The organism is Pseudomonas sp. NPDC089428, from assembly GCF_044749325.1.
In the GTDB taxonomy this organism is placed as follows: Bacteria; Pseudomonadota; Gammaproteobacteria; order Pseudomonadales; family Pseudomonadaceae; genus Aquipseudomonas.
In genome coordinates this window covers 1-20,651 of sequence record NZ_JBIVHT010000029.1, presented here as the reverse complement: position 1 = coordinate 20,651, position 20,651 = coordinate 1, and the positions used below count along the sequence as shown (strand labels likewise).

Annotated in this window: 23 protein-coding genes; 7 read left to right on the top strand and 16 right to left on the bottom strand. The window is 63.7% G+C overall.

Annotation, left to right across the window (positions count from 1 at the left end; all coding sequences use genetic code 11):
• Window positions 1–47: 47 nt before the first annotated feature.
• The 7 genes from ACIPZ5_RS27250 to ACIPZ5_RS27220 all read right to left on the bottom strand — a co-directional run bounded on the left by ACIPZ5_RS27250 (window position 48) and on the right by ACIPZ5_RS27220 (window position 5,889).
• Window positions 48–1,460, bottom strand: a complete 1,413-nt coding sequence (locus ACIPZ5_RS27250; RefSeq protein WP_261943874.1) for an MFS transporter — start codon at window positions 1,458–1,460, stop codon at window positions 48–50.
• A 149-nt stretch (window positions 1,461–1,609) separates the two neighbouring features.
• Window positions 1,610–2,047 carry a type II 3-dehydroquinate dehydratase gene (gene aroQ, locus ACIPZ5_RS27245; RefSeq protein ID WP_313713579.1) on the bottom strand — a complete coding sequence of 146 codons (438 nt, stop codon included), beginning with the start codon at window positions 2,045–2,047 and terminating at the stop codon, window positions 1,610–1,612.
• 3 nt (window positions 2,048–2,050) lie between these two features.
• The gene (gene aroE, locus ACIPZ5_RS27240; RefSeq protein WP_400811660.1) at window positions 2,051–2,869 is read right to left on the bottom strand and encodes a shikimate dehydrogenase; all 819 of its coding nucleotides are present in this window, start codon (window positions 2,867–2,869) and stop codon (window positions 2,051–2,053) included.
• Entirely contained in the window at window positions 2,866–4,098 is a 1,233-nt protein-coding gene (locus ACIPZ5_RS27235; protein ID WP_400811658.1) for a CaiB/BaiF CoA transferase family protein, read from the bottom strand. The genes aroE and ACIPZ5_RS27235 overlap by 4 nt, the downstream gene beginning before the upstream one ends.
• Window positions 4,095–4,550 (bottom strand): MaoC family dehydratase, encoded by a 456-nt coding sequence (locus tag ACIPZ5_RS27230; RefSeq protein ID WP_400811655.1) that lies wholly within the window; start codon window positions 4,548–4,550, stop codon window positions 4,095–4,097. Before ACIPZ5_RS27230 ends, ACIPZ5_RS27235 begins: the two co-directional genes overlap by 4 nt.
• Entirely contained in the window at window positions 4,547–4,945 is a 399-nt protein-coding gene (locus ACIPZ5_RS27225; RefSeq protein WP_261943869.1) for a VOC family protein, read from the bottom strand. Before ACIPZ5_RS27225 ends, ACIPZ5_RS27230 begins: the two co-directional genes overlap by 4 nt.
• Window positions 4,942–5,889: a ketopantoate reductase family protein gene (locus ACIPZ5_RS27220; protein WP_400811652.1), complete on the bottom strand. Its 948-nt coding sequence runs from the start codon at window positions 5,887–5,889 to the stop codon at window positions 4,942–4,944. Before ACIPZ5_RS27220 ends, ACIPZ5_RS27225 begins: the two co-directional genes overlap by 4 nt.
• A gap of 93 nt (window positions 5,890–5,982) precedes the next feature.
• Here ACIPZ5_RS27220 and ACIPZ5_RS27215 point away from each other — a divergent pair, with 93 nt between their 5' ends.
• The 5 genes from ACIPZ5_RS27215 to arsH all read left to right on the top strand — a co-directional run bounded on the left by ACIPZ5_RS27215 (window position 5,983) and on the right by arsH (window position 9,842).
• Entirely contained in the window at window positions 5,983–6,894 is a 912-nt protein-coding gene (locus tag ACIPZ5_RS27215; protein ID WP_261943867.1) for a LysR family transcriptional regulator, read from the top strand.
• Between the two features lie 82 nt (window positions 6,895–6,976).
• Window positions 6,977–7,324: a metalloregulator ArsR/SmtB family transcription factor gene (locus ACIPZ5_RS27210; RefSeq protein WP_400811649.1), complete on the top strand. Its 348-nt coding sequence runs from the start codon at window positions 6,977–6,979 to the stop codon at window positions 7,322–7,324.
• 21 nt (window positions 7,325–7,345) lie between these two features.
• A complete protein-coding gene (locus ACIPZ5_RS27205; RefSeq protein ID WP_400811647.1) occupies window positions 7,346–8,629 on the top strand; it encodes an arsenic transporter in 1,284 nt (427 codons plus the stop codon).
• Between the two features lie 28 nt (window positions 8,630–8,657).
• Window positions 8,658–9,128: an arsenate reductase ArsC gene (locus tag ACIPZ5_RS27200; RefSeq protein ID WP_400811644.1), complete on the top strand. Its 471-nt coding sequence runs from the start codon at window positions 8,658–8,660 to the stop codon at window positions 9,126–9,128.
• 12 nt (window positions 9,129–9,140) lie between these two features.
• Entirely contained in the window at window positions 9,141–9,842 is a 702-nt protein-coding gene (arsH, locus tag ACIPZ5_RS27195) for an arsenical resistance protein ArsH (protein WP_400811642.1), read from the top strand.
• Window positions 9,843–9,857: 15 nt separating this feature from the next.
• Here the strand turns inward: arsH and ACIPZ5_RS27190 are convergent, their stop codons facing one another.
• Both ACIPZ5_RS27190 and ACIPZ5_RS27185 read right to left on the bottom strand, forming a co-directional pair.
• Window positions 9,858–10,568, bottom strand: a complete 711-nt coding sequence (locus ACIPZ5_RS27190) for a murein L,D-transpeptidase catalytic domain family protein (protein ID WP_400811683.1) — start codon at window positions 10,566–10,568, stop codon at window positions 9,858–9,860.
• 94 nt (window positions 10,569–10,662) lie between these two features.
• Window positions 10,663–11,697, bottom strand: a complete 1,035-nt coding sequence (locus tag ACIPZ5_RS27185; RefSeq protein WP_400811639.1) for a L,D-transpeptidase — start codon at window positions 11,695–11,697, stop codon at window positions 10,663–10,665.
• A gap of 261 nt (window positions 11,698–11,958) precedes the next feature.
• Between ACIPZ5_RS27185 and ACIPZ5_RS27180 the strand changes: the two genes are divergently transcribed.
• Window positions 11,959–13,479, top strand: coding sequence for an NCS1 family nucleobase:cation symporter-1 (locus ACIPZ5_RS27180; protein WP_400811637.1), 1,521 nt, complete (start codon window positions 11,959–11,961; stop codon window positions 13,477–13,479).
• A gap of 81 nt (window positions 13,480–13,560) precedes the next feature.
• Here the strand turns inward: ACIPZ5_RS27180 and ACIPZ5_RS27175 are convergent, their stop codons facing one another.
• The 7 genes from ACIPZ5_RS27175 to ACIPZ5_RS27145 all read right to left on the bottom strand — a co-directional run bounded on the left by ACIPZ5_RS27175 (window position 13,561) and on the right by ACIPZ5_RS27145 (window position 19,429).
• Window positions 13,561–14,181 carry a hypothetical protein gene (locus tag ACIPZ5_RS27175; protein WP_400811635.1) on the bottom strand — a complete coding sequence of 207 codons (621 nt, stop codon included), beginning with the start codon at window positions 14,179–14,181 and terminating at the stop codon, window positions 13,561–13,563.
• Complete coding sequence (locus ACIPZ5_RS27170) at window positions 14,181–14,879, bottom strand: hypothetical protein (protein WP_261943858.1); 699 nt, start codon at window positions 14,877–14,879, stop codon at window positions 14,181–14,183. Before ACIPZ5_RS27170 ends, ACIPZ5_RS27175 begins: the two co-directional genes overlap by 1 nt.
• Before the next feature lie 85 nt (window positions 14,880–14,964).
• The gene (pstB, locus tag ACIPZ5_RS27165) at window positions 14,965–15,726 is read right to left on the bottom strand and encodes a phosphate ABC transporter ATP-binding protein PstB (RefSeq protein WP_050437214.1); all 762 of its coding nucleotides are present in this window, start codon (window positions 15,724–15,726) and stop codon (window positions 14,965–14,967) included.
• 75 nt (window positions 15,727–15,801) lie between these two features.
• The gene (pstA, locus tag ACIPZ5_RS27160; protein WP_085677344.1) at window positions 15,802–16,695 is read right to left on the bottom strand and encodes a phosphate ABC transporter permease PstA; all 894 of its coding nucleotides are present in this window, start codon (window positions 16,693–16,695) and stop codon (window positions 15,802–15,804) included.
• Window positions 16,692–17,660 (bottom strand): phosphate ABC transporter permease subunit PstC, encoded by a 969-nt coding sequence (gene pstC, locus ACIPZ5_RS27155; protein WP_085677345.1) that lies wholly within the window; start codon window positions 17,658–17,660, stop codon window positions 16,692–16,694. The genes pstA and pstC overlap by 4 nt, the downstream gene beginning before the upstream one ends.
• Before the next feature lie 73 nt (window positions 17,661–17,733).
• Complete coding sequence (gene pstS / locus ACIPZ5_RS27150; RefSeq protein WP_400811632.1) at window positions 17,734–18,762, bottom strand: phosphate ABC transporter substrate-binding protein PstS; 1,029 nt, start codon at window positions 18,760–18,762, stop codon at window positions 17,734–17,736.
• 175 nt (window positions 18,763–18,937) lie between these two features.
• Window positions 18,938–19,429: a GNAT family N-acetyltransferase gene (locus ACIPZ5_RS27145; protein WP_261943856.1), complete on the bottom strand. Its 492-nt coding sequence runs from the start codon at window positions 19,427–19,429 to the stop codon at window positions 18,938–18,940.
• A gap of 170 nt (window positions 19,430–19,599) precedes the next feature.
• On the opposite strand from ACIPZ5_RS27145, the gene ACIPZ5_RS27140 reads away from it, so the two are divergent.
• Complete coding sequence (locus tag ACIPZ5_RS27140) at window positions 19,600–20,283, top strand: type 1 glutamine amidotransferase domain-containing protein (protein ID WP_400811629.1); 684 nt, start codon at window positions 19,600–19,602, stop codon at window positions 20,281–20,283.
• Window positions 20,284–20,651: the final 368 nt, after the last annotated feature.

The window sequence follows — 20,651 nt, the reverse complement described above, 5'->3', positions numbered from 1 at the left end:
CCTGATAACCCCGGGCATTGCGGCCACCCAGGTGGCCGCAATGCCGATCAGGTGCGCAATACCTGCTCGCCGGCATTGCCGGGCAGGCGCACGGCATCGACCAGCGCGACACAGGCAATCAGCGCCACACCGAGCAGTGCCCAGTGGAAGTCGCTGACTGTCATCCCGCCCTCAGCGCCGCGCACCATCATCGACACCCTCAACAGCAGCGCCACCACGGCAACGCCCAAGGCCATCGCCAGCTGGAAGAACATGCTGAACAGCGTCGACGCCTCCCCCATCTGCTGCTTGGGCACTTCAGAGAAACCGACAGCGTTGTAGGTGGTGAACTGCATCGAACGCGACAGCCCGCCTACGAACAGCACCAGTGCCATCCAGTACCACGGCATGCCCTGCTGCAACCCCAGGCAGGCCAGGATGCAGCCGACACCGATCAGGCCATTGACCAGCAACACCCGGCGGAAACCATAGCGGCGCAGCAAGCCGGTGGTGAACGGCTTCATGGCCAGGTTGCCGGCGAAGATCGCCAGCACCAGCAAGCCGGCATCCACCGCAGACAGGCCAAAACCGACCTGCAGCAACAGCGGAATGAGGAACGGCAAGGCGCTGATCGACAGGCGGAACAATGTGCCGCCAACGATACTGGCCCGGAACGTGGCGATGCTCAGGGCCGCCAGTGGCAACAGCGGTGCCGGGTGGCGCTGGCAATGGCGGATCGCCAGCCAGCTCAGCAGCCCGCCCAAGGCCACCAGTGCCGCCCCGGCACGCAGGCTGCCAGCGCCCAGTGAACCGAGCATTTCCAGGCCGATCAGCCACGCGGCGCAGGCCGAGGCGAGCCACACGAAGCCCAGCAGGTCGAAGCGCCGTGCTTCGCTGCAACAGGTGGCGGGAATCAGCCACCACGCTGCCGCCATGGCCAGCAGGCCAAGCGGGATGTTCAGGTAGAAGATCCATGGCCACGCCAGGTGCGTGACGATCAGCCCGCCGATGGGCGGGCCCAGTACCGGCGCCACCAGCCCGGGCCAGGTGATCACCGCGAGCATTTTCACCAGGTCCTGCTTCTCGGTGGTACGCAGCACCACCAGCCGGCCGACCGGCACCATCAGCGCACCGCCAATGCCTTGCAGCACCCGCGCGGCGACGAACGTTTCCAGGTTGGGGGCCAGGCCGCAGAGCCACGAGGCCAGGGTAAACAGGCCGATGGCCCCGGCGAACACCTGGCGGGCGCCAAAACGGTCGGCCACCCAGCCACTGAGCGGGATGAACACTGCCACCGCCAGCAGATAGGCACTGATGCCGATGTTCAGGCTCACCGGGTTCTCGCCGAAGTCGCTGGCCATCTGCGGCAGCGCCGTGGCGATGACGGTAGCGTCGAGATTTTCCATGAAGAAGGTGACGGCGACCAGCAAGGCGATGCCGGTGGCTTGGCGGGCGGGGTTCGGGACTGCTGGATTTGCCAAGGTTACAGGTCCTTCTGCTGGGGCATGGGAAGTGGGCAATCACCTCCCTGTGGAAGCGGGCTTGCCCGCGAAGCTGGCACCGCGGTGACTGGCACCGGCTTCGCCGGTGTTCGCGGGCGAGCCCGCTCCCACAGGTTCTGCATGAATGTTCAGATCATCTTCAATGCGGCACGCAGTGCCAGCAGGTAGGTCTCGACACCAAATCCGCAGATCTGCCCGCGCACCACCTCGGCGAACACCGAGTGATGGCGGAACGGCTCTCTAGCATGGATGTTCGACATATGCACTTCAACCACCGGCGCCTCGACAATGGCCAGAGCATCACGAATGCCGTAGCTGTAGTGGGTCCAGGCCCCGGCATTGATCAGCACGGCATCCACCCGCTCCTCATAAGCCCGATGGATGCGCTCGCACATCGCCCCTTCGTAGTTGGTCTGGAAGCTCTCGACCCGCGCGCCGAGCTCCTCGCCCAACGCCTGCAGGGCTTGATCGATGTCGGCAAGGGTGGCCGTGCCGTACTGGCGCGGGTCGCGCTTGCCGAACATGTTGTGGTTGATGCCGTGCAGCATCAAGACATTGGCGGCCATGGCTCACTCCAGGGGGATGGTCAGGCGGTCGATCACGGCACGGGTTTCAGGCCGTACCCCGCGCCACCAGGCAAACGCCTCTGCCGCCTGCTCCACCAGCATGCCGACCCCATCGGCCAGGCGCGCCACACCTTGCTCCCGGGCCATGCGCAGGAACGGTGTCAGGCCTTTGCCGTATGCCAGCTCATAGGCCAGGCGCGCCTGGCCCAGCACATCAGCGGGCAGCGGCGGCAACTCACCGGTCAGGCTCGCGGAAGTGGCGTTGACCACGATATCGAAAGCTTGCCCCTCCAGTTCCTCATAACGGCTGATACGCAGCAACGGATGATCCAGCTCGTTGCGCAAGGTCAGTGCCTTGGCCATGTCGCGGTTGGCGATCACCAGTTCACCCGGACCGGCCTGCAGGAACGGCAGCAGGGCGCCGCGCACCGCGCCACCGGCACCGAGCAACAGCACCCGGCGGTTGCGCAGCGGTTCGCCCAGGTTCTGTTCGATATCCCGCAGCAGGCCGATGCCATCGAAGTTTTCGGCAACGATGCGGCCATCCTCGAATTTCAGCGCATTGGCCGCCCGTGCCAGCTGCGCACGCTCGCTGCGCCGGTCGGCCAGTTCGAAGGCGCGCAGCTTGAACGGCGCGGTGACGTTCATGCCCAGCCCGCCATCACTGCGAAATTGCAGTACCTGGGCCTCGAAGCCCTCGAGTTCGCCCTCGATGGCGCCGTACTCCAGGGTCTGGCCGCTGGCCTCGGCGAACAGGCCATGAATCAAGGGGGACTTGGTGTGGTTGATCGGCCGGCCGATCACTGCGTAGCGGTCGCTCATCGTGCATCTCCGTGGGTGAACAGCACACCGTCTGCCTGCATGGCGGTGATTTCTTCAGGGCTGAAGCCAAGTGCCGCGGCCACTTCGGCGTTGTGCTGGCCAAGGTCCGGGGCCACCTGGTGGATCGTCGTGTCGCAGTCGGAAAAGCGGAACGGCAGGTTGGGCAGGCGCAAGGTGCCGTAGCGCGGGTGCTGCTGTTCGATGACCATGTTGCGCGCCTGGATCTGCGGGTCGGCCAGCACCTCGTCGATGCGCTGCACCTTGGCACTGGGGATGTCGATGCCATCCAGCAGTTGCAGGATTTCGGCCACCTGCCGGGCGCCGACCCAGTCGCGGACCACGGCCAGGATCGCCTGGCGGTGGGCATTGCGACCGTTGAGGCTGTGGTAGCGCTTGTCGCTGCCAAACCCGGGCGGGCCGCCATTGGCTTCAAGCATGGCGGCAAAGCGCTGCCAGGCATCGTCGACCTGGGCCGCGATCACCAGGTCGCCATCGGCGGCGCGGAACACGCCGTACAAGGTCGAGGTGGGCATGTCATGGCCAGTCTGCTCGGGCAGCACGGTGCCGTCGGACAAGGTGTAGCACTGCACCGCGTACTCATGCATCGACACCAGCGTGTCGTACAGGGCCATGTCGATATGCTGCCCACGGCCGCTGCTGACCCGGCCCAGCAACGCCGCATTGATCGCGGCCACGGCATGGATACCGGTGTACATGTCGCCCAGGGAAATCCGCAGCAGCGGCGGCGCTTCGCCGGGTACGCCGACCATCTGCATGATCCCGCTCTTGGCCTCGGCGATCAGCCCGAAGCCGGCGCGGTGTGCGTCTGGCCCGGTATGGCCGTAGGCGGAAATCGAGCAATACACCAGGCGCGGATTGCGCGCGGCCAGTTCGGCATAGCCCAGGCCCAGTTTGTCCAGGGCACCGGGGCGGTAGTTTTCGATGAACACGTCGGCCGAGTCGGTCAAGCGCTGCATGAAGGCCTTGCCGCGCGGGTCCTTCATGTTCACGCTGACGCCCTGCTTGCCCATGTTCAACTGCAGGAAGTAACCACTCTGCTGGTCATCCAGGGTGAACGCGTGCTGGCGGCCGGCATCGCCGCTGCCCGGCCGTTCGACCTTGATCACCTCGGCGCCCAGCGCCGCCAGGCAGCGGCCCACATAGGGCCCGGCAAGGAAGTGGCTGTAATCGATGACGCGGATACCCGCCAATGGCAATGCCTGGCTCATGCTTCCACCCTCCTGGGCACCATCAGGCGGTGCTCACCGCGCTGCACGACTTCGCCGTGCTGGTTGATCAGTTCCGACGGCAAGACCACGATGCCCCAGCCCGGGCGGCTGTTGCTCGGGCGCATCGCCCCCACGCGCATGCGCACGTGCAGCACATCGTTGACCTTGATCGGCCGCACGAAGTCCCAGGTCCAGCCCAGCGACATGCCCGGCAGGAAGCGGTACTCGCACTGGGTTTTCAGGCCATCGGCGATGGACAGCCCGAACAGGCCGTGGGCAACCAGGCAGCCGAAGTGGCTGGCATTGGCATAGTCCTCGTCGACGTGCACCGGGGTGCGGTCACCGGTGAGGTCGGCGTAGGCCAGGATGCGCTCACGGGTCACGGTATAGGTGGGGCTGATGCACTCGTCGCCTTCGCGGGCATCGTCCCAGTATTTTTCCACCACGCTCATGCCTGCACCTCGGCCCGCGGGTCAATGGCCAGGGCCTGGGCGACGCACTTGGCCGGCATCGCCTGGATGAACTCCACCGCCAGGCCGTCGGGCAGGCGCAGCCAGTTGTGGCCCTGGGGCATTTGGCTGACGCCGAAGCGCTGGGCGGCCGCCAGGGTGGCCTCGAGGTCTTCGCACATGATGCCCAGATGCGCCATGCGCCCTTCCGGGCCGGCGAAGTCCGGCTGGTGGATGAACTGCAGGCCACCGAGGGTCCAGTACTGCGCGGGCTGCTCGACGTCGCCCTGCACTTCGCGCATGGTCATGCCGCACACTTCGCTGAAGAAGCGGATGTGCCACTGGATGTCACGCACCCAGAATGCGACGTGTTCGAGGTAGGCTTTTGGCTGGCTCATGGGTTTTCCCTTTTCTGGTGATCGGCCATGGCGCGTTCGATGCCCTTGATACAGGCCACCAGGGTCGCGTTGACCGGCGTGGCCACGCCGTGGCGCTGGCCCCAGCGCACGACAGCGCCGTTGATGTAGTCGATTTCGGTGATCGAGCCCTTTTCCAGGCTCTGCAGCATCGAGGTGCGGAAGCTCGCCGGCAGGCCTTCGGCGGCCAACGTCCAGGCGGCCTCGGGGCTGGTCAGGGTCAGACGGATGCCGGCGCGCTCGGCCACGGCGATGGCTTCGGCCACCGCCGCCTTGGCGGTGTTCTCCAGCAGCGGCTCGCTGTACAGCTGGCCGTAGCTGAGCATGGTGATGCCGCTCAGCGCGCCGGTGGCAACGTTGACCAGCAGCTTGTCCCACATGGTGCCAAGGATGTTGTCGCTGACCGTGGTGGCCAACCCGGCGCCGCTGAAGGCCGCGGCAATGGCTTGCACGCGGGGCGTCAGCTGGCCGTCCAGCTCGCCGATGAAGGTATGCTTGCCCGCCACGCCAGCGCGTATCGAACCCGGCGCCAGCAGCACGCCGCCGACGTAGGTCTTGCCCGCCAACACCCGTTCGCGCCCTACGGCTTCGGCCAGGATATCCTCGTGGCCCAGGCCGTTCTGCAGCGACAGCACCAGTGTCTGCGGCCCGATCAGCGCGCTGGCGCCGGCAATGGCCTCGGCGGTGTGGAACGACTTGACCAGCACCACCACCAGGTCAGCCACGCCGACGTCTTCGGCGTCGATCGCGGCATTGACCCGCACGTGGCGCTCGCCGCGTTCGTCCTGAACCTGCAACCCGTGCTGGTTCATCGCCTCCACATGGGCACGGCCACGGTTCAACAGCCAGGTTTCATGCCCCGCCTCGCTCAAGGCCGCGCCAATGGCGCAACCCAGGGCTCCGGCCCCCAGAATGCAGATTTTCACGTCGCAGACCTCCTGTGGTTTGCGACTACCTTATGCAGCGAGGCTTATTTGAGCTATACAATGGCGTTAATACCGCTATTGAGATTCGCAATAATGACCACGCTGGAGCCCCTGCCGGAACCCAAGTTGTTGCAGTTGTTCGAGGTGCTGTACCAGTGCCGCAGCGTGACCCGCGCCGCCGAGCAGCTCGGCCAGAGCCAGCCGACCATCAGCATCTGGCTGGCGCGCCTGCGCGAGCAGTTGAACGACCCGTTGTTCGTGCGCACGCCGGGCGGCATGGCCCCTACCCCGCGGGCCGACCAGTTGATCGGGCCGTGCCGCGAAGTGCTGGAATCGCTGCGCCGCCTAACCGCCTGGGCACCGCAGTTCATACCGGCCACGGCGCAGCGGCGCTTTCGCCTGTGCGTCAGCGATGCCAGCCATATCACCTTGCTGCCCAGTATCCTCAACCACTTGCGCAGCCATGCCCCGGGCATTCGCCTGGAAGCGGCGCGGATCGATGGCAATACCGAGAGCGCCCTGGAGTCGGGCGAAGCGGACCTGGCCATCGGCTTTGTACCCTGGCTGGGTGGCGGCATGTATCAGCAGATGCTGTTCGAACAGGATTGGGTGTGCCTGAGCAACCGGCAGCACCCGCGCCTGGCCAACGGCATGGGCGTGGCCCAGTACCGTGCCGAAGGGCACGTGCAGATCAGCGCCGGGACCGGGCAGAAGTTGCTGGAGGCCGGCTTGGCGCGGGCCGGGATCGAGCGCAGGATCATGCTCGAACTGCCGGCCTTTCTTGGCCTTGGGATGATTGTCGGGTCGACCGACCTGGTGGCGACGCTGCCTCGGCATATCGGCCAGACACTTGCCGACATGCATGGGCTGCGGGTGCATGACTGCCCGTTTGCGGTAGAAGGCTTCACAGTCAAGCAGCACTGGCATGCGCGTTACCATCAGGACAGCGGCAACCGCTGGCTCAGGGAGGTAGTCCGGGCGTTGTTCCAGTCGGGGCAGCCCTGACCTCAGCTTGCCTCCACACACGTGGTTGCATTTCATATATGAAAATCCGTATATTCGAATTTCCATATGTCTTGGTGTTGCCATGCTTACTCCACCCGATGTCTTCAAGTGCCTGTCGGACGAAACCCGCAGCCGCGCCACCCTGCTGATCGCAGGGCTGGGTGAGCTCTGTGTCTGCGAATTGATGTGTGCGCTGAACGACAGCCAACCGAAGATCAGTCGCCATCTGGCGCAGCTGCGCAGCAGTGGCATGCTGCTGGATCGCCGCCAGGGGCAATGGGTGTATTACCGCCTGAACCCGGAACTGCCCGCCTGGGTGCACGAGATGTTGCAGGTGACCTTGCAGGCCAACGCGCAATGGCTGGCCGAGAACACCCTGCGCCTGCAGAACATGGACGGCCGCCCCGTCCGTGACGCTGCCTGCTGCTGATCAACGTCGAGCGAGGTGTTCATGCTGGTCGCCATTGCAGTCTTTGTTTTCACCCTCATCCTGGTCATCTGGCAACCGAAGGGGCTGGGCGTCGGCTGGAGTGCCGCGCTCGGTGCCCTCATCGCCCTGGCGGCCGGTGCAGTTTCGCTGCACGACATCCCGGCCGTGTGGGCCATTGTCTGGAACGCCACCGCCACCTTCATTGCCGTCATCATCATCAGCCTGCTGCTGGACGAGGCCGGTTTCTTCGAGTGGGCCGCGCTGCATGTGGCGCGCTGGGCAAACGGCAGCGGCCACCGCCTGTTCGCCTTCTGCGTGCTGCTGGGTGCCGCCGTGTCGGCGTTGTTCGCCAACGATGGCGCAGCACTGATCCTCACGCCCATCGTCATGTCGATGCTGCTGGCGCTGCGTTTTTCGCCCGCTGCGACGCTGGCCTTCGTCATGGCCGCAGGCTTCATTGCCGACACGGCGAGCCTGCCACTGGTGGTCTCCAACCTGGTGAACATCGTGTCGGCGGACTACTTCAAGCTGGGCTTCGCCGAATACGCCTCGGTGATGGTGCCGGTGAATCTTGCCAGTGTGGCCGCGACCCTGCTGGTGCTGTGGCTGTTTTTCCGCCGTGATATCCCCAGGCACTACACGGTCGCGGCCCTGAAGCAGCCCAGCGAAGCGATTCATGACCGTGCCACCTTCAACGTCGGTGGCTGGGTGTTGCTGGTGTTGCTGATCGGCCTGTTTGCCCTGGATCCGCTGGGCATCCCGATCAGTGCGGTAGCCGCTGCCTGTGCAGCGATCCTGTTTGCCGTCGCTGCCCGTGGCCACCGCATCTCGACCCGCCGTGTGCTGCGCGAAGCGCCCTGGCAGGTGGTGATCTTTTCGCTCGGCATGTACCTGGTGGTCTACGGGCTGAAGAACGCCGGCCTCACCGATTTGCTCACCCACCTGCTCGACCGCCTTGCGCAGCAAGGGCTATGGAGTGCTGCCATCGGGACCGGGTTGATCGCTGCAGCACTGTCATCGGTCATGAACAACATGCCCAGCGTGCTGGTCGGCGCCTTGTCGATCCAGGCCAGCGAGGCGCAGGGGCTGGTGCGCGAGGCGATGATCTACGCCAACGTCATCGGCTGCGACCTCGGCCCGAAAATCACCCCCATCGGCAGCCTCGCCACGCTGCTCTGGCTGCATGTGCTGGAACGCAAAGGCGTGCGCATCACCTGGGGTTACTACTTCAAAGTCGGCATCCTGCTGACGCTGCCGGTTCTGCTGATCACCCTTTGCGCTTTGGCATTGCGCCTTAGCCTCTGACACCCGCCACGAAGCGGAGGAGCCCTCCATGCGAGTCCTGTTCATGTGCACGGCCAACAGTTGCCGCAGCATCCTTTCCGAGGCCATGTTCAACCACTTGGCGCCCCATCCGTTTGCAGCCGTCAGTTCCGGCAGCTTCCCGAAAGGCCAGGTGTTGCCGCGCAGCCTGAGCACCTTGCAGCACGCCGGTATCTCGACGGATGGGTTGAGCAGCAAGGGCAATGAGGCGTTCGAGGATTGCCCACCCGACATCGTCATCACCGTGTGCGACAAGGCGGCCGGCGAAGCGTGCCCGGTGTATTTCGGCCCGGCGCTGAAGGCGCACTGGGGGCTGGAGGATCCGTCCGATGTGGTGGGTGACGAGGCCACGGTCGACGCTGCGTTCCGCGCCACGCTGGCCCGCATCGAGTCGCGCTGCCAGGCGTTCTTCGCGCTGCCTTTCGACACCCTGGACCGTGAGCAGCTCAAGCAAGAGCTGGATCGCATCGGTACCCTTTGAGCAGGAGCAAACATGTCCGAGCAACTGCCTAACCTCGACCTCGCGCTGTTCGATGGGCCGCCAGCGGCGCCCGGCTCCAGCACGCACAAACCGCGCATCCTGCTGCTGTATGGCTCGACCCGCGAACGCTCCTTCAGTCGCTTGCTGGTGGAAGAAGCCGCACGCCTGCTGGAGCACTTCGGTGCCGAAACGCGCATCTTCAATCCGTCGGGCCTGCCGCTGCCTGACGATGTACCTGTCGAGCACCCCAAGGTGCAGGAACTGCGTGACCTGGTGCAATGGTCGGAAGGCCAGGTCTGGTGCTCGCCAGAGCGCCATGGTGCGATGTCTGCGGTGTTCAAGGCGCAGATCGACTGGGTCCCCCTGGCCCTGGGTGCGGTGCGCCCCACCCAGGGTAAGACCCTGGCCGTCATGCAGGTGTGTGGCGGCTCGCAATCGTTCAACGTGGTCAACCAGCTGCGCGTGCTTGGCCGCTGGATGCGCATGTTCACCATACCCAACCAGTCTTCGGTCCCCAAAGCCTACCTGGAGTTTGACGACGCCGGGCGGATGAAGCCTTCGCCGTACTACGACCGCGTGGTGGATGTGATGGAGGAACTGGTGAAGTTCACCGTACTGCTGCGCGACCGCCAGGCATTCCTGGTGGACCGCTATTCGGAGCGCAAGGAAAGCGCCGAGCAGCTCTCTGCCCGCGTCAACCAGCGCTCGATCTGAGCGCCGCCCTTTTCGCTATTTGCTGGCGATCGATTGGCTCGCCAGCGGGCAGCTCTGGGCGTTGAGGTAGCGTGATGTCTTCAGCCAGTCCTGCTGCGGGTAGTAGGCAAACACATAGCTGCCGCGCTGCAGCGTGTCGATCAGCTTGCCGGCAATCGCCGGCCGCACGGCCGGGCAGCCCTGGCTGCGCCCCAGGCGCCCCAGGCCGGGCACGACCTTGGGGTCGGCATAGGCGGCGGCGTGCATGACAATCGCCCGCGACATGCTGTTGTCGTTGAACCCCGGCTCCAGCCCCTGCAGGCGCAGCGAGCGGCCGTGCTTGCCGCTGTAGATCTGGCCGGTTTCATACAGGCCGAGAGAGGACTGGTAACTGTTGGGGGCGTTGGAGAACGTCGTCGGTACATCGGCACCGCTGTTCTTGCCATGGGCGACCCATTCCTCGAACAGCAGTTTGCGTGCGCGCAGGTCGAACACCCACAGGCGCTTGTCCCGCGAGGCCTTGGAGTAATCGATCACTGTCAGCAACTTGTCCGCCTCGCTGTGGCTGGCACAGGCATAGGCGGTGAGGGCCAGGGCCAGGGTCGACAGGCTGGCGTTCGGTGCCAGCTGCTGCAGTTCGGCGGCACTGGGCAGCGGTTGTGCCTGGGCGATTTGCCAGGCACCCAGGAAAAACAGGCCAACACTGGCCACCGAGAGCCGGACGGCTCCCCGCAAGGGTTCAAACATCGACATGGTTACCCCGGTAACGGCCTGTCAGCAATAAGTCAGCTGGCTTGCGGCCCAAAGCCACCACTTTGCTTGAATTCTTCGGGATTGCCGATCATTTCTTGACCAATGGTTTAACTTCTTCACGGTCTTCGGTGCTGATGACCGTGAATTTTCCGTCGCTGCGGGTGTCCCGGGTCGACGCCCAGTCAGTGATCACCAGCATCGTGCCGACATCCATCGCTGCGCGCAGATGCTGGCGGAACTCCGGGTTGATGGTCAATTGCCCCAACTGTTCATAGGGCGTGCTCCCGTATTCCGGGTTGCTCAGGCCCACCACCGACCAACGTAAGGGTAGCGCACCGTCGAGCGCCAGGGCGGAGGGTTTTTGCAGCAGCGAAAACACCGCCATGCCACTGCGCTGCTGGCTGCTTTCCAACGAGAGTGCTGGCGCCGAGCCGATCAGCTGGCCGCCGCGATACACATAGGCGCGCAAGTCGGCACGGCTGATCAGGATCGACAGCGGCCCTGACGTCGGGTCCGGGTCGTTCCAGAACTGTTGGTTGCTCAGTACCAGCGGGCCTTGGGCCTTGCCTGCACTGACCGTGGGGGCAAGCACGCCAGGGTGGTACACCTCCACCGGTGCACTGTGGGTATCGGAGACGATGACGGTGGTCGAGCTGAAACCGGTGACCTCATACAGCTTCTTGGCAAATTCCAATGGCAGGCGCACGCAACCATGGGAGGCCGGGTAGCCCGGCAGATGGCCCGCGTGCAGGGCAATGCCGTCCCAGGTCAGCCGCTCCATGTACGGCATCGGTGCGCTGTTGTAGAGGCTCGATTGGTGTTCGACCTTCTTCTGCAGAATGCTGAAGACCCCGGTGGGGGTTTCCCGGCCTGCCTTGCCGCTGCTCACGGTGCTGACGCCAATGGCGATGCCATTGCGATAGACGTAGGCACGTTGCTCGGTGAGGCTGACCACCACGGTCACCGGCCCCACCGGCGAGACCTGCGGGTACCAGAGAAACTGACCAGGCTTGAGGCTTTCGAGCTGGCTCCTGAGCTGGGCCGGGGTGGGCACCTGCAGCGGCGCCGCTTCGACCACAGTGGCAGCAAGTAACAGACCCAGCGCGAGCGGTAGATGCGACATCGACAGACCTCCATGGCAACCTGCCACAAGCTTATGCGGAACATTCCCGGCAAGCCACTTGTTCAACACTTCTGGTGCGGGTGGTAACAACTGTGCACATTAAGCGTGCACATTTTTCCCACTTGAACGCTCAGCTTTTCACGCATTTATCCGGAAAATGAAGCGCCAAGACCGTTAATTCCACCCCGCTCATGGGTTGGTACGAATCTTGTTTGTATACAAATACAAACAATAAAAGTACACAACCATCATGGAGTCCCGATGGCGTCGATTTCCCGTTCCGATGTTGGCCAGCTTGCCGATCTCCCCGCCGAAACCGCCGGGTCGAGTCAGTCGCAACTGAGCCCGCGCCTGTACAGCACCGACCTCGCACCGACCCGTGCGGCCAATCGCACCTGGGGGCGCTACAGCCTGTTTGCGCTGTGGACCAACGATGTGCACAACATCGCCAACTACTCCTTCGCCATCGGCCTGTTCGCCCTGGGCATGAGCGGCGCGCAGATCCTCACCGCCTTCGCCCTCGGCGCGCTGGTGATCTACGGCCTGATGAACCTGTCCGGCTACATGGGGCAGAAGACCGGCCTGCCCTACCCCGTCATGTGCCGGATCAGCTTTGGCATCCACGGCGCGCAGATCCCGGCACTGATCCGCGCGGTGATCGCCATTGCCTGGTTCGGCATCCAGACCTACCTCGCCTCGGTGGTGCTGCGCGTGCTGCTCACCGCCATCGCGCCAGACCTCAAGCCCTACGACCAGAACGCGATACTCGGCCTGTCGACCCTGGGCTGGGTCACCTTCCTCGGCATCTGGTGCGTGCAGGTGGCGATCTTCGCCTACGGCATGGAGATGGTGCGCCGCTTCGAATCCCTCGCCGGGCCGATCATCCTGGTCGCCTTCAGCAGCCTGGCGGGCTGGATGTACTGGCGCAGCGGCCTGTCGATTGCCTGGTCCAGCGGCAACGCGCCGACCGGCTCTGCCATGTGGCTGAAAGTGTTCGGCGCCGCTGCGCTGTGGGTGTCGCTGTACGGCACCATGATCCTCAACTTCTGCGACTTCACGCGTAACTGCCCGGATCGCCGCACGATCAGCGTGGGCAACTTCTGGGGCCTGCCGGTGAACATGCTCGGCTTCGCGCTGATTGCCGTGGTGCTCGCCGGTGCGCAGTTCAGCATCGACGGCAAGCTGGTGCAGAGCCCGAGCGAAATCGTCGCCGCCATCCCGAACACCGGCGGCCTGGTGCTGGCCTGCCTGGCCTTCCTGATCGTCACCGTGGCGGTGAACATCATGGCCAACTTCGTCGCCCCGGCCTTCGTGCTCACCAACCTGGCACCGAAGGTGCTGAACTTCCGCCGCGCGGGCTTGCTCAGCGCCAGCATCGCGGTGGTGATCCTACCCTGGCACCTGTACAACAGCCCGTCGGTGATCGTGTACTTCCTCGGCGGCCTGGGCGCCCTGCTCGGCCCGCTGTACGGCATCATGGTCACCGACTACTACCTGGTGCGCCGTGGCCGGGTGAACCTGCCTGAGCTGTATAGCGAAAGCCCTGAAGGTACCTATCACTACCGTGGCGGGGTCAACCTGCGTGCAGTGGCGGCGTTCATCCCGGCTGCGCTGATCGCCATCCTGCTGGCGCTGGTGCCGGCGTTCGAGACGCTGTCGCAGTTCTCATGGTTCTTTGGCGCAGGGCTGGGCGGGTTGATCCACTATGCCATTGCCAATCGCAGTGCCGGGTACCTTGAAGTGTCTGGCGAAAGTATTGCTGTCGAGAGTGCGCAGCACTGAGGCTTTGCCTGACTTGAGATGGGCGGCGCTCGATCTCCCAGGCGCTGCATTCCTCTGTCTTTTCGCAACCCGCTCGAATGCTCAAGAAGCCAATGCCTGCGACCGCCGCACCCCAGGCATTTCGAACCGCTGCGGCTGCTGCCAGGCCAACTGGGCCTGCACCTGCTCGGCAGCGTCCATGACCTTCTGCGCCCAGCTGTCATCTTCCGGGTTGACCACGACCACGCGGAAACCGTGGTCAAAGCCCTCGATCCCGACCCCTTCGGAATCATCGACGTGCAAGTCGATATCGAATGCCGGCGGGTACTTCGAGGGGGCATTCTCAAGCCCGCGCTGCTGCAGAACATGCTGATGGCGGTCACTGTTGACCACGCCGTCGACGTGAATGCCGTAAAGCATCAGCCAGCGCCGGATATATGCCGGCGTGCGGCCCGAAGAGGTGTAGATCCAGATGCTGCAGCCCTGGCGGCGCAGGTCGCGGATCAGCGAACGCGTACCGCTGCGCAGCGGCTCGCCCAGCCAGCGGTGGATGAAGGCCGGCAGCTTGCTGTGTTCTTCATCCGCGTGGTGCGGCAGGCAGGCCAGCGTGTCATCGATATCGAAGGAAATGCGCATCTGCGGGCGCCTGAATTTGCGCCCGATGGCTTGCCACGCACGTCGGCCACCGGCCTTGCCTTGTTCCAGCATCGAATACCTTTCCATCATCGGCTCCCCTGACGGGCCGGCACGCAGGTGCCGCGCAGGAAGAACGTTTCGGGTTCAGGTGCCTTCGCTTCCAGGAAGGCCGCATACTTTTTCTTGATCTTGGGCAATTCGTACAAAGCTTTCACACCATGCTTGGCGGAGTTGCGAATGACCGAGGACGGGTTGAAGTAGCCCTCGGCGTTGTCCAGCGTCAGCACGAATGGCGGCAGCCCTGCACGCATCAGCAGATAGCTGACGATGAGCGACCCCGTGCGGTTGTTCCCTTCGATGAACAACTGCGGCTTGCTGAGGATGCGGACATAGACACCGGCCGCCCGCTTCCAGATCGACTCGCTGCGGTACGAGCAATACCAGTTGTACAAGTCCTTGATGCCGCCTTCCACGTTGTTGAAAAAGCGTGCCTCGGTGGCCGCCAGGTGTGGGGCGAATTCGCGGCGGCGTGCCGGGTCGCTGCCGCACAGCACGGTGGCGTTGATCTCCAGCATCAGGTTCAGCTGCTGCAGGTCGAACAGGTCCACACCCCGGGCGACATAGTCGTCAATCAGGGCATAGCCTTCAAGCACATTGAGCAGCACCTCGTCGGTGAACGGATCACGCGGCTCGGTGAAGTGTTGGCTGAGTTCGCCAAAGCGGCCCTGCACCTCGCGCAGTGCGCGCTCTACCGCTGGCAGGTCAAGACGACATGTCGCATCCATTGGTAATCTCTTGAAACAGAACAGAGGTAAAAGCGACCCGCCCCGCTCGGCCATCCTGGCCTGCGGGGCGGGTCGCCTGGCGGGTTCAGCTGAACTTGCCGCTGATGTAGTCACTGGTCAGCTGTTCACGCGGGTTCTGGAAGATCTGCGTGGTCGGGCCCATCTCCACCAGGTAACCGGTGCGGGTGCCCTGGGAGATGTCCACCGAGAAGAACGCCGTGGTGTCGGCCACCCGGATCGCCTGCTGCATGTTGTGGGTCACCAGGGCGATGGTGTAGTCCTTCTTCAGCTCGACCATCAGCTCTTCCACGCGGCGGGTCGCGATCGGGTCGAGTGCCGAGCATGGCTCGTCGAGCAGCAGCACTTCTGGCTCGGTGGCGATGGCGCGGGCGATGCACAGGCGCTGCTGCTGGCCGCCGGACAGCGACAGGCCGCTGACCTTGAGCTTGTCCTTGACCTCGTCCCACAGCGCAGCGCCTTGCAGGGCGTGCTTGACGCGGTCGCCGATGTCACCCTTGTAGCGGTTCAGGCGCAGGCCGAAGGCGACGTTGTCGAAGATGCTCATGGAGAACGGGTTCGGCTGCTGGAACACCATGCCGATGTAGCGGCGCACCACCACCGGGTCCACACCCTTGCCATAGACATCCTGGCCGAGGAAGTGCACATGGCCCTCGAAGCGGAAGCCTTTGACCAGGTCGTTCATGCGGTTGAGGCTGCGCAGCACGGTACTCTTGCCGCAGCCGGACGGGCCGATGAAGCCGGTGATCTCGTTTTTCCTGATCGGCACATGGCTGTCGCGGACCGCCATGAAGTTGCCGTAGAAGATCTTGTCCAGCTTGCAGTCCATGACGATTGGCGCTTCGCTGACCAAGGGAGCGGCTCTTTGCGCTGTTGATACGTTCACGGTCGAATGCTCCCTTTCTCAGTACTTGGGCTTGCCGAAGATACGGCTAAGAATGTTGACTACCAGCACGATCATCACCAACACCAGCGACGCCGCCCAGGCGAGCTCCAGCTGGTTGTCGAACGGCATGCCGGAGAAGTTGTAGATCAGTACGGCAAGCGATGCCGTGGGGTTCATGACGGCCAGGCTGCCGTCGTGGTAGATCCAGTAGTTGCTGAACAGTGCGGTGAACAGCAGCGGCGCCGTTTCACCCGCAGCGCGGGCCACCGCCAGCATGACGCCGGTGAGGATGGCCGGCATGCCGGTCGGCAGGACGATCTTCCAGATCACCTGGGCGCGGGTGCAGCCCATGCCGTAAGCGGCGTCCTTCATGATCTTGGGCACCATCTTCATGGCTTCTTCAGCGGTCAGCACGACGATTGGCAGCATCAGTACCGCCAGTGCCACGCCACCGGCCGGGGCCGAGTAGGTACCGGTGGTCATCACCACCAGGGCGTAGGCGAATACACCGGCGAGGATCGACGGCAGGCCGGTGAGCATCTTCGCCGCAAAGCGCGAGGCGTTCGCCAGTTTGCTCTCGGGCCCGAGTTCGGCGAGGAACACCGCCGCCAGGATGCCGACCGGCACCGCGATGGCGGCGGCAATACCGACCATGGCGAAGGTACCGGCCATGGCGTTACCAAAACCACCGCCCATCTCGAAGCCGGTGGGTGGCAGCTCGGTGAACACTTCCAGGTTCAGGCGCGCACCGCCGCGGGAAATCAGCATGTACAGCACGGAAATCAGCGGCACGCTGGCCAGCAGGGCCACGCACCAGACCAGGGTGGTCAGCACCAGGCTGCGCAGGGCGCGGCCTTCGAAGCGGCGCTGCAGGCTGGGCAATGCGGTGGATGCCGCGGTCAGGTCAGTCATTGTTTGTTACCCCGCTGGGCGTAGAGCATGATCAGCGACCCGAACACGTTCACCAGCAAGGTGATGAACATCAGGACCAGTGCGGCATACATCAGCACTTCGACCTCGTTCGGCCCGGCTTCCGGGAAGTTCAGCGCCAGCAAGGCTGCCAGCGTGTTGGCCGGGGCAAACAGCGAAAGGGTGATGGTGTTGGCGTTACCCACCAGCATGGCCAGGGCCATGGTTTCGCCCAGTGCGCGGCCAAGGCCCAGCACCAGGGAGCCGAAGATGCCGGTGGCGGCCGACGGCACCATCACCTTGAGGATGGCTTCCCAATGGGTGGTGCCCATGCCGTAGGCGGCTTGCTTGGTCTTCATCGGTACGCTGGTCAGCGCATCCTGGGACACCGCGGCAATGGTCGGCAGGATCATGATCGCCAGCACCAACGCCGCCGGCAGCAGGCCGGGGCCACTCAGGGAGGTGCCAAAGAACGGGATCCAGCCCAGCTCGCTGTTCAGCCAGGCGGTCAACGGCCGGATGGCCGGAATCACCACATAGATGCCCCACAGGCCGTAAACGACGCTGGGGATGGCGGCAAGCAGCTCGACGATGGTGCGAAACACCGCGGCAAGCCTCGCCGGCAAGAAATCCTGGGTCAGGAAAATGGCCATGCTGACGCCGAAGAAACCGGCGATCAACAAGGCGATCAGGGCGCTGTAAAGCGTGCCCCAGATGGCGGGCAGAATGCCGTATTTGCCCTGGTTGACGTCCCACACACTGCCAAACAGCACGTCAAACCCGTGCTTTTCCATGCCTGGAAGTGCTTTGCGTCCTACTTCGTATACCAACGCGAATACCAGCGCGAGAATCAGCACCACACCGATACGTGCAAGGGCACGGAAGGTGCGATCGACCAGGAAGTCCTTGGTGGACGGCGGCTGGCACGCGGAGTCTGGGTTATCCGGTATGGCAAAAGGTGTGTTCATTCGGCTGATTCCGGGACTAAGGGCAAACACGCCCGGCACGGTGGCCACACCGCGCCGGGAGCGCCTGAGGGTGTTACTGGATGCTTTGCGACGCTTTGCGCACTTCGTCGACAACCGACGGTGGCAGCGGGATGTAGCCCATCGAGTCGGCGATCTTCTGACCGTGGGTCAGGCCGTACTCGACCATGTCACGCATGGCCTTGGCCTTTTCCGGGCTGCCGTTGTCCTTGCGGAAGATCATCCAGGTGTAGGAAGTGATCGGGTAGGACTTGGCACCTTCCGGGTCCGGCAAGTGAGCAATCAGGTTTTCCGGCATCTTCACCGCCGCCAGCGCCTCGGCACCGCTTTCGGCGTTGGGCACGACGTATTGGCCGGCCTTGTTCTGCAGCGAGGCGAAATCGACCTTGGCCAGCTTGGCGAAGCCGTATTCGATGTAGCCGATGGCGCCCGGGGTCTGGCGAATGGTGGCGGTCACGCCGTCGTTCTTCGGCGACTTGATGAACTTGTCGGTGGCCGGCCAGTTGACGGTGTTGCCTTCACCCAGGTCTTTCTTGAAATCGGCGTTGATGGCCGACAGGTGCTTGGTGAAGACCGCGTTGGTGCCGCTGGAGTCGGCACGCACGACCACGGTGATCGGCATGTCAGGCAGTTTCAGCTCTGGGTTGGCCGCAACGATCTGTGGGTCGTTCCACTTGGTGATCTTGCCGAGGAAGATGTTGGAGTACACATCCCGCGGCAGCTTGAGGCCTTTCGGGTTGCCCGGCAGGTTGTAGGCCAGGACGATTTCACCGGCGGTCATCGGCAGCAGCTGCACGCCCTCGCCGACCTTGGCAATGTCTGCTTCGCTCATGGCCGAGTCGCTGGCGGCGAAGTCGACGGTCTTGTTCAGGAAGTCCTGAACACCTGCCCCGCTCCCCTTGGACTGGTAGTCGACGGTGACGCCAGCGGTGTTCTTGCTGAAGTCCTTGAACCAGGTCAGGTAGATCGGTGCAGGGAAACTGGCGCCGGAACCGGTCAGGCGAACGTTGTCTGCGGCAAAGGCCGAAGTGGCGCTAAGCGAGACGGCAACGGCGAGTGCAGCAGACTTCATCAGGCGTATCATGGAAAAAGCGCTCCGTGTGATGGCCGGCACACTTTGCAGCAGCTGTGTTACAGCTTTGTGACTATTGAATGGCAATCGAGCCATCGACCCCCTCTAAACCGGGGCAAACAGGCAGGTGGCTGTCATTCCGTAGTAACTAAATATGACTAAACACGGAATCAACGCGCTGGCCGGCTCAGAGCGCCATGACCATCTCATGCCAGGCCATGCCACCGTGGTCCGAGGGCGAAGGCCGCACGTACTGGTAGCCCATCTTGCGGTACAGCTCGACATGCTGTTGCTTGCACATCAGGTGGATGGTCTGTTTGCCCTGCGCCTTCATGCGCGTGATGAACTCGCGCATCAGCCGCTTGGCATGGCCCTGGCCCTGATGGGCCGTGTCCACCACCACCGACATGATCACCACGTTGGGCGCCTGCGGGTCGTGGCCGACCAGCTCCTTGAAGGCCTCATCGGACATCACCACCTCGTAGGCGCAGCCACTGTTGATGAAGCCGACGATGCCATGGGGGTCTTCGAGCAGCAGGAAGCCTTCAGGGTACTGGCTGATGCGCGTACGGATCTTCTCCAGCGTGGCGGCTTCATCACCTTCGTAGGCACCGATTTCGATCGCGAAGCAGCGCTCGGCATCAGCGATGACAGGTTGGCGGAATGACGTATTGCTCATGGGCAGGCCTGTATAGATGAAATGATCGTGGCGCTAGGGTAATTGAGCTGAGCGGCAAACCCCGCATACTTTTCGAGGGCTATCATGGAACGCCTGCCGTGCGCTGGCCTCCCACTTTCTATGCAGGGCGAACAGCGCGCTGCCTTTTCACCTCTGGAGGAGTGGCTTGCATGAAAAAGATCCTGATGGTGCTCACGTCGCACGACCAGCTGGGTGACACCGGCAAGAAGACCGGCTTCTGGCTGGAGGAATTCGCCGCACCTTACTACGTGTTCGTCGACGCCAATGCCGACGTCACCCTCGCCTCGCCCAAAGGCGGCCAACCCCCGCTGGACCCGAAAAGCGACGAACCGGACGCCCAGACCGACGCCACCCGGCGCTTCGCCAGCGATACCGACGGGCAGATGGCCCTGGCCGACACCGTGCCGCTGGGTGAAATCGACCCCTACCATTTCGACGCGGTGTTCTACCCCGGTGGCCACGGCCCGCTGTGGGACCTGGCCGAAGACACCGACTCGAAGACTTTGCTCGAAGCCTTCTATGCCGCCAACAAGCCGATTGCCGCCGTGTGCCACGCGCCTGGCGTGTTCAAGCACGTCAAGGCGCCAGACGGGCATCCGGTGGTCAAAGGCAAGCACGTGACCGGCTTCGCCAACAGTGAAGAACAGGCCGTCGGGCTCACCGAGGTGGTGCCATTCCTGGTGGAAGACATGCTCAAGGCCCATGGCGGCCAATACTCCAAGGCGGCGGACTGGGCAAGCCATGTGGTCGAGGACGGCCACCTGATCACCGGCCAGAACCCTGCCTCCTCCGAGGCCGCGGCCCAGGCACTGCTCAAACGCCTGGCGCGCTGACACCGAGCGGGCCCGGGCAGCCGAACAGGTCGCCTGCCCGGGCCTCGTGGATGCAAGCTATTTTGTAACTCCTTGATTCAGACACTTTTTGACATCAGGTTCGTGGGTAAAACCCTTGTCAGTCGCACACCGGCCGCAAAGCAGCGCCATTGCTGAGCCGGCGCCTTCCTCCCGATGACGGACGCTCGCAAACTGTGTAGGAAACCGTGAAATTGCCCCGGTTTTCCGGTCCTACAGACGCCTGATTTTCCTCAACACACCGTTCATTGCTGCCCCTTCGATCATTGCCCTAACCTCCGAACGCTTCTCGCATTCAAGGACAACGCAATGATCATGGACCTGGCCGCACGCCTGACGCCGCAGCATCG